The 14,137-nt window shown below is 43.1% G+C and carries 11 protein-coding genes and 2 tRNA genes; 12 read left to right on the forward strand and 1 reads right to left on the reverse strand.

The window, feature by feature from the left end:
- Positions 1-27: 27 nt before the first annotated feature.
- The 11 genes from DW036_RS08800 to tsf all read left to right on the forward strand — a co-directional run bounded on the left by DW036_RS08800 (position 28) and on the right by tsf (position 11,031).
- The gene (locus DW036_RS08800; RefSeq protein ID WP_118463319.1) at positions 28-2,229 is read left to right on the forward strand and encodes an alpha-L-rhamnosidase C-terminal domain-containing protein; all 2,202 of its coding nucleotides are present in this window, start codon (positions 28-30) and stop codon (positions 2,227-2,229) included.
- Between the two features lie 185 nt (positions 2,230-2,414).
- Positions 2,415-2,489: transfer RNA gene (locus tag DW036_RS08805), tRNA-Val, on the forward strand.
- 29 nt (positions 2,490-2,518) lie between these two features.
- Positions 2,519-2,593: transfer RNA gene (locus DW036_RS08810), tRNA-Val, on the forward strand.
- Positions 2,594-2,744: 151 nt separating this feature from the next.
- A complete protein-coding gene (purB, locus tag DW036_RS08815) occupies positions 2,745-4,091 on the forward strand; it encodes an adenylosuccinate lyase (protein WP_118463322.1) in 1,347 nt (448 codons plus the stop codon).
- A gap of 143 nt (positions 4,092-4,234) precedes the next feature.
- Positions 4,235-5,689, forward strand: coding sequence for a pseudouridine synthase (locus tag DW036_RS08820; RefSeq protein ID WP_118463325.1), 1,455 nt, complete (start codon positions 4,235-4,237; stop codon positions 5,687-5,689).
- Between the two features lie 28 nt (positions 5,690-5,717).
- Positions 5,718-7,121: an asparagine--tRNA ligase gene (gene asnS / locus DW036_RS08825; RefSeq protein ID WP_118463328.1), complete on the forward strand. Its 1,404-nt coding sequence runs from the start codon at positions 5,718-5,720 to the stop codon at positions 7,119-7,121.
- Between the two features lie 141 nt (positions 7,122-7,262).
- The gene (locus DW036_RS08830; protein WP_118463330.1) at positions 7,263-7,754 is read left to right on the forward strand and encodes a DUF4488 domain-containing protein; all 492 of its coding nucleotides are present in this window, start codon (positions 7,263-7,265) and stop codon (positions 7,752-7,754) included.
- Between the two features lie 290 nt (positions 7,755-8,044).
- Positions 8,045-8,506, forward strand: coding sequence for a 50S ribosomal protein L13 (rplM, locus tag DW036_RS08835; RefSeq protein WP_007659593.1), 462 nt, complete (start codon positions 8,045-8,047; stop codon positions 8,504-8,506).
- A gap of 5 nt (positions 8,507-8,511) precedes the next feature.
- Positions 8,512-8,898: a 30S ribosomal protein S9 gene (gene rpsI / locus DW036_RS08840; protein ID WP_007210470.1), complete on the forward strand. Its 387-nt coding sequence runs from the start codon at positions 8,512-8,514 to the stop codon at positions 8,896-8,898.
- A 174-nt stretch (positions 8,899-9,072) separates the two neighbouring features.
- The gene (rpsB, locus tag DW036_RS08845) at positions 9,073-9,909 is read left to right on the forward strand and encodes a 30S ribosomal protein S2 (protein ID WP_007659596.1); all 837 of its coding nucleotides are present in this window, start codon (positions 9,073-9,075) and stop codon (positions 9,907-9,909) included.
- 129 nt (positions 9,910-10,038) lie between these two features.
- Positions 10,039-11,031: a translation elongation factor Ts gene (gene tsf, locus DW036_RS08850; protein ID WP_118463333.1), complete on the forward strand. Its 993-nt coding sequence runs from the start codon at positions 10,039-10,041 to the stop codon at positions 11,029-11,031.
- 129 nt (positions 11,032-11,160) lie between these two features.
- On the opposite strand, the gene DW036_RS08855 is transcribed toward tsf, so the two are convergent.
- Positions 11,161-11,508 carry a translation initiation factor gene (locus tag DW036_RS08855; RefSeq protein WP_118463336.1) on the reverse strand — a complete coding sequence of 116 codons (348 nt, stop codon included), beginning with the start codon at positions 11,506-11,508 and terminating at the stop codon, positions 11,161-11,163.
- A gap of 109 nt (positions 11,509-11,617) precedes the next feature.
- On the opposite strand from DW036_RS08855, the gene DW036_RS08860 reads away from it, so the two are divergent.
- Positions 11,618-14,107, forward strand: coding sequence for a DUF5686 family protein (locus tag DW036_RS08860; protein ID WP_118463339.1), 2,490 nt, complete (start codon positions 11,618-11,620; stop codon positions 14,105-14,107).
- The last annotated feature ends 30 nt before the right edge of the window (positions 14,108-14,137 follow it).

The raw sequence follows: 14,137 nt of genomic DNA on the forward strand, positions 1-14,137 counted from the left end.
TGTCCAATCAAAATACGTTCTTAAACCATGAAAAAAATCCCCCTTTTCTTTATTGTTTTGGTTTGTATGTTGGCTGCACAATTAAAAGCAGCAGATGATTTCCTTCCTCAATCCAAATGGATTGGCAGTGAACAGTGTCAAAGTACTCCAAATACCTGGCTTTGTTTTCGTAAAACGGTGCATCTGCCCGGCGTTCCGGGTGAGATGATTGCAAATATTGCTGTAGACTCTAAGTATTGGCTGTGGATTAACGGCAAGATGGTGGCGTTTGAAGGCGGATTGAAGCGGGGACCTGCTCCCGGAGCGACTTATTATGATCAGGTGGATATTGCCCCTTATCTGGAGAAGGGGGAGAATACCATTGCTCTGCTGGTGTGGCATTTCGGGAAAAACGGATTCAGCCATGTGAATAGTGGAACGGCAGCTTTGTTGTTTTGTGCCCAAGGGGCAAATTTATCCATTGTCAGTGATAAGAGCTGGCAATGTAGTGTGTATCGGGCTTATCAGAATACAGAAGCCCCATTCCCCAATTATCGTTTATCCGAAAGTAATATCCGCTTTGATGCCCGTAAGGAATTGGCAGGTTGGAATATGCCGGATTTCAGTGGAAAGTTGGGAGCATCTATCGAAATTGTGGCTCCGAACGAAATGCCGTTTGGAAAATTGGTAGCCCGTCCTATCCCGATGTGGAAAAATGGTGGCCTAACGGATTATCCGGAAGTAGTCAAAAATGAAAAAGGGGATACGATTAGGTGCCGTTTGCCCTATAATTGTCAGATAACTCCTTATCTGCATGTAAAGGCTCCAGCCGGATTGGTGGTTGGCATGCTGACCGATAATTATACGGGAGGAAGCGCTAATAATGTGAGGGCTGAATACATTACTCGTGAGGGTGAGCAGGAATATGAAAGTTTCGGCTGGATGAATGGTCATGAGGTGCTTTATGTTGTTCCTGCCGGCGTGGAAGTACTGGGCGTTAAATACCGGGAAACGGGTTATAATGCGGATATGAAAGGTTCTTTCGCATGCGATGATGATTTCTATAATGAATTGTGGAAGCGAAGTGCACGTACTTTATATATTACCATGCGCGATAATTACATGGACTGTCCTGATCGTGAGCGTGCGCAATGGTGGGGAGATGAAGTAAATGAGTTGGGTGAAGCTTTCTATGTACTTGATCCGCGCGGCTGGCAGTTGGCGACAAAAGGTATCTATGAACTGATGAACTGGCAACGTCCGGACGGCGTTATTGCTTCTCCTGTTCCGTCGTTGAACTGGTGTAAGGAACTTCCTTTGCAGATGCTTGCGTCTGTAGGTTGGTATGGATTCTATACGCAAGCGTTCTATAGTGACGATTATTCTTTTGTTCCGCATATTTACGATGGCCTGAAGAAGTATTTGCATGAAGTCTGGCAGGTTGATGGCCAAGGTATGCCTGTGGCTCGTCCGGGTGATTGGAACTGGGGCGATTGGGGAACGGATGTCGATATGGAGGTGCTTACTACTTGTTGGTATTATCTGGCTCTTAAGGCTGAAAAAGAGTTTGCCCTTCATCTGCGTAAACTGTATGATGCCAATCAGATCGGTGAAATGATGCAACGTATCTCTGTGGCTTTTGACGCCCGCTATTGGAATGGTAAGGCTTATCGTTCCAAATTGTATAATGGGGAGACGGATGACCGTGCGCAGGCAATGGCTGTAGTGAGTGGATTGGCGCCGGCCGGTAGATATAAAGCTTTGCTAAAGGTTTTCAAGAAGGAATATCATGCCAGTCCTTATATGGAAAAGTATGTAATGGAAGCCTTGTTTATGATGGGCGAACCGGAGTTTGCATTGAAACGTATGCGCGACCGTTATGCTAAAATGATGTCATATCCTTATACCACCTTATTTGAAGGGTGGGGGATAGGTGCCGAAGGTTTTGGTGGAGGCACTATAAATCATGCATGGAGTGGTGGTCCACTGACTATATTGAGTCAAAAACTGTGTGGAATAGAACCACTTGCTCCCGGATTTAAGCAGTTCCGTGTTGCTCCGCAACTTGGTTCGTTGAATAAAGCTTCGGCGGTGGTGCCTACTCTTTATGGTGACATCAGGGTTGATATAAGGCAGCAAGATCATAAAATCGGTATTCAAGTGGTCGTTCCGCAAGGCACCACGGCAGTAGTGGCATTGCCTGGCAGTAAGGAAAAAGTGCTTTCACCGGGTACTCATATTCTTCCGTAAGGCGAAGAATCGGTTTATGGCGATTATGTTGCTGAAATGTCTCAGAAAAAAGTTACTTATTTAAAATGCTGAATTTCAATAAGTATATATCTTTCTGAATAAATTTCTTAGAAAATAGTTCGCAATTGTTTTGGTAATATCAAAATAAGCTGTACCTTTGCATCGCTTTTGAAACGAAAGTGTACGGGCGTTTAGCTCAGCTGGTTCAGAGCATCTGCCTTACAAGCAGAGGGTCGGCGGTTCGAATCCGTCAACGCCCACTAAAAAAACAAGCACTTTCGGTCCAAAAGGGCGTTTAGCTCAGCTGGTTCAGAGCATCTGCCTTACAAGCAGAGGGTCGGCGGTTCGAATCCGTCAACGCCCACAGATGTAAAATTATTAAATAGCTTTGCAAGTTCTTGCAAAGCTATTTTTTTATCTGTTAACGTCCTTTCTTAACTTTCTTATGTCTTTATGGCTTGTTACTCAGAAAAAAACGCTAATTTTGCGGCTCGATAATTATCAAAATACGACGTATGGAACTTGATTTACTTACAGCTATCTCTCCGATTGATGGCCGATATAGAGGAAAAACGGATGCCTTGTCGGCTTATTTCTCGGAGTTTGCCTTAGTCAAATACCGCGTGCAAGTGGAAGTGGAATACTTCATCACCTTGTGCGAGCTGCCTTTACCGCAGTTGAAAGGCGTAGACAAAAGTGTATTCGAAACTTTAAGAAATATCTATCGTAACTTCTCGGAAGCTGATGCACAACGTATCAAGGATATTGAGAGTGTGACAAACCACGACGTGAAAGCCGTGGAGTATTTCCTGAAGGAAGAGTTTGATAAGATGGGTGGAATGGATGACTATAAAGAGTTTATTCATTTCGGACTGACTTCACAGGATATCAATAATACTTCTGTGCCTCTGTCTATCAAGGAAGCTCTGGAACAGGTATACTATCCGCAGATAGAGGAATTGATAGCGCAGCTTCGCACGTATGCGGAAGATTGGGCTGCTATCCCTATGCTTGCTAAAACACATGGTCAGCCAGCTTCTCCTACTCGTTTAGGGAAGGAAGTAATGGTGTTCGTCTATCGTCTTGAACGCCAATTGGCTACATTAAAGGCTTGTCCCATTACTGCTAAGTTTGGTGGTGCTACCGGAAATTACAATGCACATCATGTTGCCTATCCGGAGTTTGACTGGAAAGCATTCGGTAGCAAATTCGTAGCTGAAAAGCTGGGATTGGAACGCGAAGAGTATACTACGCAGATCTCCAATTATGATAATCTTTCCGCTATCTTTGATGCAATGAAACGCATTAATACAGTGATGATTGATATGAACCGTGACTTCTGGCAATATATTTCCATGGAATATTTCAAGCAGAAGATCAAAGCTGGTGAAGTGGGGTCCAGCGCTATGCCGCACAAGGTGAATCCGATTGACTTTGAAAATGCGGAAGGTAACTTGGGTATAGCTACTGCAATTCTGGAACATCTGGCTGTGAAACTGCCGGTATCTCGTTTGCAGCGCGACCTGACAGATTCTACTGTATTGCGTAATGTAGGTGTTCCGTTTGGACATATCGTAATTGCCATTCAAAGTTCGTTGAAGGGTTTGCGTAAGTTGTTGCTGAATGAAACTGCTATTTATCGTGATTTGGATAATTGCTGGAGCGTGGTAGCTGAGGCTATTCAGACTATCCTGCGCCGTGAAGCATATCCGCATCCGTATGAGGCATTGAAAGCATTGACCCGTACTAATCAGGCTATTACGGAAGCTTCCATAAAAGAATTTATCGAAGGGTTGAATGTAAGCGAAGAAATTAAGAACGAATTGCGCGTCATTACTCCCCATACATATACAGGTATTTAAAATGAGTAGGAAAAATAGCCGGATAATGAAGCCAACATTTTAAATCCGGTGATTGTTAATATAGTATACATATATAATATAAGGTATAAGAGTGATAATAGAATGGCCGTGAGGCCAACGTTTAATTTTATTCGAATAAAACAATGAGTACAGAAAACGAAACTTGGCGTGACGATTCTTCCAATGAGGAGAATTCAGGCAACAGATTTGACAGAGAAAACAATTACAGCCGTCCGTCTTACAACCGTGAAGGTGGTGACCGACCTTATCGTCCGCGTTTTAACAGCGAGAGTGGTGATCGTCCACAGCGTGCTTACAGCAGTGATCGCCCGTATCGCCCGCGCTTTAATCCTAATGCCGAAGGTGGTGAACGTCCACAACGTTCATATGGTGACCGCCCGTCTTACAACCGTGAAGGTGGCGACCGTCCTTATCGTCCGCGCTATAACAGCGAAGGTGGCGATCGTCCTCAACGCCCATCCTATGGAAATAACAGTGGTGGTGACCGTCCTTACCGTCCTCGCTATAACAGTGAAGGTGGCGACCGTCCTCAGCGTCCTTCTTATGGTGACCGTCCTCAGCGCCCACGTTTTAACAGTGGTGATGGTGGACAGCGTTCCTATAACAATGACCGTCCTTACCGTCCACGCTACAATAGTGGTGATGGTGGCGACCGTCCTCAACGTCCTTATGGAAATTCCTCTTATGGCGGTTCTTCTTATGGTGATCGTCCTCAACGTCCGCGTTTTAATCCCAATGGTGGTGGAAGACCGGGTGGATATGGTCGTCCTCAACAACGCCGTACACCGGATTATGATCCGAATGCAAAGTATAGCCGTAAGAAGCAGATAGAATATAAGGAGCAGTTTACTGATCCTAATGAACCGATCCGTTTGAATAAGTTCCTGGCTAATGCAGGCGTTTGCTCTCGTCGTGAGGCAGATGAATTCATCACAGCAGGTGTGGTTTCAGTAAACGGAGCAGTGGTTACAGAACTCGGAACCAAGATCAAACGCGGTGACGAAGTGAAATTCCACGATCAGACGGTGAGCATCGAGCGTAAGATCTATATCTTGCTGAATAAACCGAAAGATACTGTGACTACCTCGGATGATCCGCAGGCACGCCGCACGGTAATGGATTTGGTGAAAGGTGCTTGTGATGAACGCATTTATCCGGTAGGTCGTCTGGACCGCAACACTACAGGTGTATTGCTGCTGACGAATGACGGTGACTTGGCTTCTAAGTTGACTCATCCGAAGTTCCTGAAGAAGAAGATTTATCACGTACATACAGATAAGAATGTGACAAAAGCTGATATGGATCAGATTGCAGCCGGTATTCAGTTGGATGACGGTGAAATCCATGCAGATGCTATCAGTTATACGGACGATGTTAGACGGGATGAAGTGGGCATTGAAATCCACTCAGGTAAGAACCGTATTGTTCGTCGTATATTTGAGTCACTGGGCTACAAGGTAGTGAAGCTCGACCGCGTATTCTTTGCCGGACTGACTAAGAAAGGCTTGCGTCGTGGCGAATGGCGCTATTTGAGCGAACAGGAAGTAAACTACCTGCGCATGGGCTCTTTTGAGTAATTATATAATATAGGTTTAACACAAATTTATGGAAAAGATTAGTAGAACAAAGATTGTTGACGTATTGAAGCGCGAAGATTTTGGCGCTATGGTCAACGTGAAAGGCTGGGTTCGTACCCGCAGAGGTAGTAAACAAGTTAATTTTATCGCCCTGAATGACGGTTCTACAATAAATAATGTGCAGGTTGTGGTAGATTTGGCAAGCTTCGATGAAGAGATGCTGAAAGATATTACTACTGGTGCCTGTCTAAGTGTGAACGGTGAACTGACGGAATCTGTAGGTTCCGGTCAGAAAGCTGAGATTCAAGCTCGTGAAATTGAAGTTCTGGGAACTTGTGATAATACATATCCTTTGCAAAAGAAAGGCCATACACTGGAGTTTCTGCGCGAGATTGCTCACTTGCGTCCCCGCACGAATACTTTTGGTGCAGTGTTCCGCATTCGTCATAACATGGCGATAGCTATCCATACTTTCTTCCATCAGAAAGGTTTCGTTTATTTCCATACACCTATCATCACGGCTTCTGACTGTGAAGGTGCCGGACAAATGTTCCAGGTAACAACGAAGAACCTCTATGATTTGAAGAAGGATGAAGCCGGTTCTATCATTTATGATGACGACTTCTTTGGTAAGCAGGCCAGTCTGACGGTTTCCGGACAGTTGGAAGGTGAACTTGCTGCTACGGCATTGGGAGCTATCTATACGTTTGGTCCTACATTCCGTGCAGAAAATTCCAATACTCCGCGCCATTTGGCTGAGTTCTGGATGGTAGAACCGGAAGTTGCGTTCAATGATATTACGGACAACATGGATCTGGCAGAAGAATTTATCAAATTCTGTGTGAAGTGGGCTTTGGATAACTGCGCTGATGATGTGAAGTTCCTCAACGATATGTTCGACAAAGGTTTGATTGAACGTCTGCAAAGTGTATTGAAAGAATCTTTCGTACGTTTGTCTTATACGGACGGTATCAAGATACTGGAAGAGGCTGTTGCTAAAGGTCATAAGTTCGAATTCCCGGTATACTGGGGTGTGGACTTGGCTTCTGAGCACGAACGTTATCTCGTGGAAGAACATTTCAAGCGTCCGGTTATCCTGACTGACTATCCGAAGGAAATCAAAGCGTTCTACATGAAGCAGAACGAAGATGGTAAAACGGTACGTGCAATGGACGTATTGTTCCCGAAGATTGGTGAGATTATCGGTGGTTCCGAGCGTGAAGCGGATTACAACAAGTTGTTGACGCGTATTGACGAAATGCATATTCCGATGAAGGATATGTGGTGGTATCTCGATACCCGTAAGTTCGGTACATGCCCTCACTCAGGCTTTGGTCTGGGCTTTGAGCGTTTGCTTCTGTTCGTGACGGGTATGGCGAATATTCGTGATGTGATACCTTTCCCGCGTACACCGCGTAATGCAGAGTTTTAACTCGTAAATACATAGATGAAGTAGCCTGCACAATCTTGGTTGTGCGGGCTCTTTTTTTACTGATAAATTGTTATAATATCAAAATAAATACTTATATTTGTGACAGTCAGATGCCAATACGTTAACCCAATATATACGAACATGAAGAAGAAGTATTTCATTACCATGTTGGCAGCGGTGCTGCTGGCGGTAACAGGAGCGATGGCACAAAAAAAGGCGAGTTTCAAACCTGCGGATTTGAAAGGCATCTGGCAGTTGTGCCACTATGTATCTGAAATTCCGGATGTTCCCGGTACTTTGAAGCCCAGTAACACGTTTAAGGTGTTGAGCGACGACGGGCGTATTGTCAATTTCACTCTTATTCCCGGCAAAGATGCTATAATCACCGGATATGGTACCTATACTCAACTGACGGATAATAGCTATCGGGAAAGTATTGAGAAAAACATTCATCTGCCCATGCTGGATAATAAAGATAATATTCTGGAGTTTGAGATGGGAGAGGGTGGACTTATGCATCTGAAGTATTTTATTTCTAAAGATTTGAACGGCAATGAACTGAACTGTTGGTATCATGAAACCTGGAAACGGGTAATGATGCCACCTGCATTCCCTGAAGATATTGTCCGCTAAAGCGGGCTATCCTGATATAACAAGCAATGTTACGATGCAGAACAAGTAATCTTGTGCATCGTAACATTGCTTGTTTTGTACCATAACATTGCTTGTGATTGATAGTTAGCTTCTTTAAAAAAAAGAAGAAAACGTTTGCCAGTTTTGGGAAAATCCGTACCTTTGCAAGCCGATTATTATCTAATAAGGATAAGCAATTAATTCAGAGCGAGTTAATCTACCTTTGTCCGGGGTAGCTAATCCGTAATGAAGAATTTTTTTAGTAGTAACATTTAAAAAACAAATCAAGAGTGGATACTTTAAGTTACAAGACCATTTCTGCAAACAAAGCTACGGTAACCAAAGAATGGGTTATTGTTGACGCTACAGACCAAGTATTGGGTCGTCTGGGCGCAAAAGTTGCGAAACTGTTGAGAGGAAAGTATAAACCAAACTTTACTCCTCACGTAGATTGCGGTGATAATGTTATCATTATTAATGCCGACAAAGTTAAAATGACAGGTAATAAGTGGACTGACAAAGTGTATTTGTCATACACAGGTTATCCCGGTGGTCAGAGAGAAATGACTCCTGCTCGTCTGCAGGCTAAACCGAACGGTGATGACAGACTGTTGAGAAAAGTAGTAAAGGGTATGTTGCCTAAGAACAAATTGGGCGCTAAATTGCTGAGCAATATGTACGTATATGCCGGCAGCGAGCACAAACATGACGCTCAGAACCCGAAATCAATTGATATAAACTTACTTAAATAATAGATATGGAAGTAGTAAATGCATTAGGCAGACGTAAAAGTGCAATTGCACGCATTTTCGTAACCGAAGGTACAGGAAAGATTACTATTAACAAGAGAGACCTTGCAGAGTACTTTCCATCAACTATTCTTCAGTATGTAGTAAAACAACCGCTGAGCAAGCTGGGTGTTGCTGAAAAATATGATATTAAAGTAAATCTTTGCGGTGGTGGTTTCACCGGTCAGTCTCAGGCTTTGCGTTTGGCTATTGCCCGCGCATTGGTGAAGATGAATGCAGAAGACAAGGCTGCTCTCCGCGCTGAAGGCTTCATGACTCGTGATCCGCGTTCTGTTGAACGTAAGAAACCGGGACAACCGAAAGCTCGTAGAAGATTCCAGTTCAGTAAACGTTAAGAGTTGCAGAAATGTTGGGGCGGACAAGTTGCTTAATTCTCAACTTTTATCTCTCAACTCTCAACTGAAAGAGCGTTTAGTATCTAAACTACCGGGACTCTGGATTGATAGACTACCCGGCGGTTGGTTTAGAAAAAACAAAAAAGAAAGTAAACGATTTAAAGAAAAAACAAGATGTCAAGAACAAATTTTGATACATTATTGGAAGCCGGTTGCCACTTTGGTCACCTCAAAAGAAAGTGGAATCCTGCAATGGCTCCTTATATTTTCATGGAACGCAATGGTATCCATATCATTGACCTCCACAAGACAGTTGCTAAAGTAGACGAAGCTGCTGAAGCTTTGAAGCAAATTGCAAAATCAGGAAAGAAAGTCCTGTTCGTTGCTACTAAAAAACAAGCTAAACAAGTGGTTGCTGATAAAGCGGCCTCTGTAAATATGCCTTATGTAATCGAGCGTTGGCCGGGCGGTATGTTGACTAATTTCCCCACTATCCGCAAGGCTGTTAAGAAGATGGCTACCATCGACAAATTGACAAATGACGGTACGTACTCTAATCTGTCTAAGAGAGAAATCCTGCAGATTTCACGTCAACGTGCTAAACTGGACAAGACTTTGGGTTCTATTGCTGACCTGACTCGTCTGCCGTCTGCACTGTTCGTTATTGATGTTATGAAAGAAAACATCGCAGTTCGCGAAGCTAACCGTTTGGGTATCCCTGTATTTGGTATCGTTGATACGAACTCTGATCCTTCTAACATTGATTTCGTTATCCCGGCTAATGATGATGCTACTAAATCAATAGAAGTAATTCTGGATGCTTGCTGCGCTGCTATGCAGGAAGGTTTGGAAGAAAGAAAAGCTGAAAAAGTAGACATGGAAGCAGCTGGTGAAGCTCCTGCCAATAAAGGCAAGAAGAAAGCTACAAAAGCAAGACTCGACAAATCTGACGAGGAAGCAATCAATGCAGCTAAAGCTGCTGCTTTCCTGAAGGAAGACGAAGAGGCTTAAGATATAGTTGAGAGTTGAGAATTGAAAGTTGAGAGTTACTTTAAACGGCAATTCTCAATTCTCTATTCTCAACTCTCAATTGTTTTGTGAAGAATTTATTAATAATTAAAAATATAGAGGAAATATATTATGGCTGTAACAATGGCTGATATTACCAAACTCCGTAAAATGACCGGAGCAGGTATGATGGACTGCAAGAATGCGTTGACGGAAGCTGAAGGCGATTTCGACAAGGCAATGGAAATAATCCGTAAGAAGGGACAGGCTGTTGCCGCTAAGCGTTCAGACCGTGAAGCTTCGGAAGGTTGTGTTCTGGCTAAGACTACCGGTAACTTTGCCGTTATCATTGCTTTGAAGTGCGAAACTGACTTCGTAGCTCAAAATGCTGACTTTATAAAATTGACTCAAGATATTCTGGATCTTGCTGTAGCTAACAACTGCAAGACTTTGGATGAAGTGAAAGCATTACCGATGGGTAACGGTACTGTACAGGATGCAGTGACTGACCGTAGCGGTATTACAGGTGAGAAGATGGAGCTTGATGGCTATCTGACTGTAGAAGGTGCAAGCACTGTTGTTTACAATCACATGAACAGAAATGGTCTTTGTACGATCGTTGCTTTCAATAAGGAAGTTGACGAGCAGTTGGCTAAGGAAGTGGCTATGCAGATTGCTGCCATGAACCCGATTGCAATTGACGAGGATGGTGTTTCTGAAGAAGTAAAGCAGAAAGAAATTGAAGTTGCTATCGAAAAGACCAAAGCAGAACAGGTACAGAAGGCTGTTGAGGCTGCTTTGAAGAAAGCAGGTATCAATCCGGCTCACGTGGACAGCGAAGACCACATGGAAAGTAACATGGCTAAAGGCTGGATTACAGCTGAAGATGTAGCAAAAGCAAAAGAAATCATTGCTACTGTTTCTGCTGAAAAGGCTGCACATTTGCCTGAACAAATGATCCAGAATATCGCTAAAGGTCGTCTGGCTAAGTTCTTGAAAGAAGTTTGCTTACTGAACCAGGAAAATATCATGGATTCTAAGAAGACTGTAAGAGAAGTGTTGGCAGCAGCTGACCCTGAATTGAAGATTGTAGATTTCAAACGTTTCACTTTGAAAGCTGAATAATTCAACTCAATATATAAAAAAACGACCGTACGGGAATTCCCGTTGCGGTCGTTTTTTTATGCATATTTGCCTCTTTTGGAAGAAGTGATATACTTACTGAAAACAGACCATCTGTTTCGGTGAACCGGATTATCCTACCGGCTTAGTTTGCGTATATCCCTCTTTTTTAAGTAGCTCCAGTACTTTCAGCTTGAAATCTCCCTGTACGATGATTTCTCCATCTTTGGCACTTCCACCTACGCCACATTTAGACTTCAGCAATTTACCCAATTCCTTCAAATCATTTTCCGTACCTATGAAACCCGTGACGAGTGTGACTACTTTGCCACCCCGGTTCTTGCGATCCAATTGCACGCGCAACTTCTGTTGGGAAGCTGCCGGAGTGATTTGATCTTCTTCATTTTCCTTTTCATAACTATAGTCCGGATTGGTAGAATAAACCACATTCAACCGTTCTTTCCAATCATTATTCTTCATATTCGTTCTGTTTTAAGAATCAAAAGTAATATTTTGCGCGAAACTTTGCAATCTTTTGAGACTTTTGTCGTCTAATAGAAAACGCTAATTAGCTTCAAATATACAAAATATGAAAAGAATCATCTGGCTATTTCTATTGTCTTTGGTTACTATACTATCTTTTGCGCAATCTTTCAATGGTACTGTTACGGATACTGACGGAAAGCCGGTTCCTTATGCCGCCCTCTATCTAAGAGAAATTAAGTCAGGTTTAACTACCGATGAGCATGGGCGGTTTCAAACGAAATTATCTGCCGGACAATATACCTGTGAGGTCTCTTCTTTAGGATTCATATCCCAGACCTTTACTTTTCAAATGCTGAATCGTGATTATGAGAAGGATATAGTGCTTGCCGAACGTACCTATAGCCTGCCGGAAGTAAGCATCACCAAGGGAAATGAAGATCCCGCCTATGCAGTGATGCGCAAAGCGATAGCGCGTGCTCCTTATTATCGCACTCAGATAAAAAGCTACACTGCCGGTACGTATCTGAAAGGAACCGGTAAAGGGACCTCTATTCCTGCTGTCCTGAAACTATCCAAAGAGGTGCGGAAAGATGCAAAAGAATGGCTTGGAAAGCTGTTTGTCTTGGAGCAACAGCAGATCGTGAATTTTACTGCTCCCAATATCTGGAATAATAAGGTATTAGCTAATAAGAACTCTTTTCCTGAGGAAATACAGGTAGATATGGGAATAACTACGATTAATCTCTATACTCCTGAGCTTTTCGGCAAAGTCTCTCCTTTAAATAAAAGTGCCTTTTCATACTATCGTTTCAGACTTGACGCTTGCTTTGTGGAAGAAGGACAAATGATAAATAAGATCCGTGTGATCCCCAAGAAAGAGGATAACCGTTTGCTGGAAGGAGACCTGTTCATTGTAGAAGATTTGTGGTGCATATCGGCTGCTGATGTCAATGTTCGTGCTACCGGGTTGAAAGCAAAGATTAAGATCACTTGCAAGGAGGTGCAGTCTTCTGTCTTTCTACCGGTTTCTATTACTACCTCTTCTACCATCGACATAATGGGTTTCAAGGCGGAGGCTTCCTATCTGGCAGCAATACATTATAGAGAGGTAAAAACGGATATCCAGCCGGAGGCCAATACAGATAAAACGGCAAAACCTGTAACTGCCACTGCGGTAGTGCAACCAAAGAAACATAAATTTGAACGTCCTGCACGGATCGGACGCAAAGATACTCAGGTTGATTCGCTTGCCGATAAGCGGGATTCTCTTTATTGGACCACTATCCGTAGTGTGCCGTTGCGATTGGAAGAAGTGCAGAGTTATCAATATAAAGAAGAAAAGATTGCACTGAAAGATTTGTCACCCGGAGAAAAAAACGAGAAGAAAACGGCTGTTGGGCAAGTACTGAATACCATTATGTGGGGAAAGACTTTCAGAACTTCCAATAAGAATGCCTGGTTGACTTTACCCGGTCTTTCCGCTTATATTCCCGAATATAATTTTGTGGATGGTTTCTGGTTAGGAGTTAAGCTAAAGACAGGAGTGAAGTTATCAGAATCTTCTACACTTCGTTTTGTGCCTTCTTTCTATTATACTACAGCCCGCAAAAACTGGATTGGACAAGGAGAATTGACGCTGGATTATGCTCCACGGAACCGTGGTTATTTATCTCTTTCCGGAGGTCTTCTGTCTGCCGATTATAATTCGGAAAGCGGAGAATCTCGTTTGATTAACAGTATGTCCAGCTCGTTGTTCGGTCATAACCATCTGAAACTTTATGAGAATACCTTCTTCACAGTTGACCATGCGATAGAGCCGGTTAACGGATTACTTTTTTCTTCCTCACTTTCCTGGCAACGCAGGAAGATGCTGGATAATCATATCCGTAAAAGTTGGTTCAAGAGGGATGCCGAACCGAATATTCCGGAAAACACTGCTTTCCGACCGATGCCGGAGAATGATATCCTGAAAGCTTCTTTTGAGTTGGAGTACACTCCGGCTCACTACTATCATATGTCGCAAGGTAAGAAAGTGTATGAAGCTTCCCGTTACCCTACATTTACCTTGAAATATGACAGAGCTTTCCCTATGAGCGGAAGCCGTTATCTTACCTCGTACCACCTGATGCAATTCTCTGCTAAACAGAAAATCGAATTCGGTATGTTCAATCACCTGCATTGGTCAGTGAATGCAGGTTCATTCTTTGATGCAAAGAATCTTCAGTTCCCTGACTTTAAGCATTTCGCTTCTACCCGCATATTGGTTACGGAACGTTCTTTCGATACCGGGTTTAGTTTATTGGATAACTACGTTTTGTCCACTAATACCCGCTGGGCACAGGCTAATGTCTCCTGGTATACTCCATATCTGCTTTTGAAACATCTTCCTTTTCTGTCAAGAAAAGCATTTGATGAAGCCTTGCATCTTCGTTCCATTGTGATATATGGTCGGCGACCCTATACGGAGATTGGATATTCGATCGGGTTTTCTGATATGGCACGGATAGGTGTCTTTGCCGGTTTCGATTGCCTGAATTTCCATTCGGTGGGAGTTTCTCTTAGTTTGCCGTTATCCCTTTTTGGCGATAAGTAAAACTTTTGTAGAAATTATGTTAACTTTCTT

The organism is Bacteroides sp. AF39-11AC, assembly GCF_003474285.1.
Classification (GTDB): Bacteria; Bacteroidota; Bacteroidia; order Bacteroidales; family Bacteroidaceae; genus Bacteroides.

Bases quoted from the DNA above. Each gene is read 5' to 3' on its own strand.
- DW036_RS08800 (WP_118463319.1), top strand. From the start codon at position 28: ATGAAAAAAATCCCCCTTTTCTTTATTGTTTTGGTTTGTATGTTGGCT.
- purB (WP_118463322.1), top strand. From the start codon at position 2,745: ATGGAACTTGATTTACTTACAGCTATCTCTCCGATTGATGGCCGATAT.
- DW036_RS08820 (WP_118463325.1), top strand. From the start codon at position 4,235: ATGAGTACAGAAAACGAAACTTGGCGTGACGATTCTTCCAATGAGGAG.
- asnS (WP_118463328.1), top strand. From the start codon at position 5,718: ATGGAAAAGATTAGTAGAACAAAGATTGTTGACGTATTGAAGCGCGAA.
- DW036_RS08830 (WP_118463330.1), top strand. From the start codon at position 7,263: ATGAAGAAGAAGTATTTCATTACCATGTTGGCAGCGGTGCTGCTGGCG.
- rpsI (WP_007210470.1), top strand. From the start codon at position 8,512: ATGGAAGTAGTAAATGCATTAGGCAGACGTAAAAGTGCAATTGCACGC.
- rpsB (WP_007659596.1), top strand. From the start codon at position 9,073: ATGTCAAGAACAAATTTTGATACATTATTGGAAGCCGGTTGCCACTTT.
- tsf (WP_118463333.1), top strand. From the start codon at position 10,039: ATGGCTGTAACAATGGCTGATATTACCAAACTCCGTAAAATGACCGGA.
- DW036_RS08855 (WP_118463336.1), bottom strand. From the start codon at position 11,508: ATGAAGAATAATGATTGGAAAGAACGGTTGAATGTGGTTTATTCTACC.
- DW036_RS08860 (WP_118463339.1), top strand. From the start codon at position 11,618: ATGAAAAGAATCATCTGGCTATTTCTATTGTCTTTGGTTACTATACTA.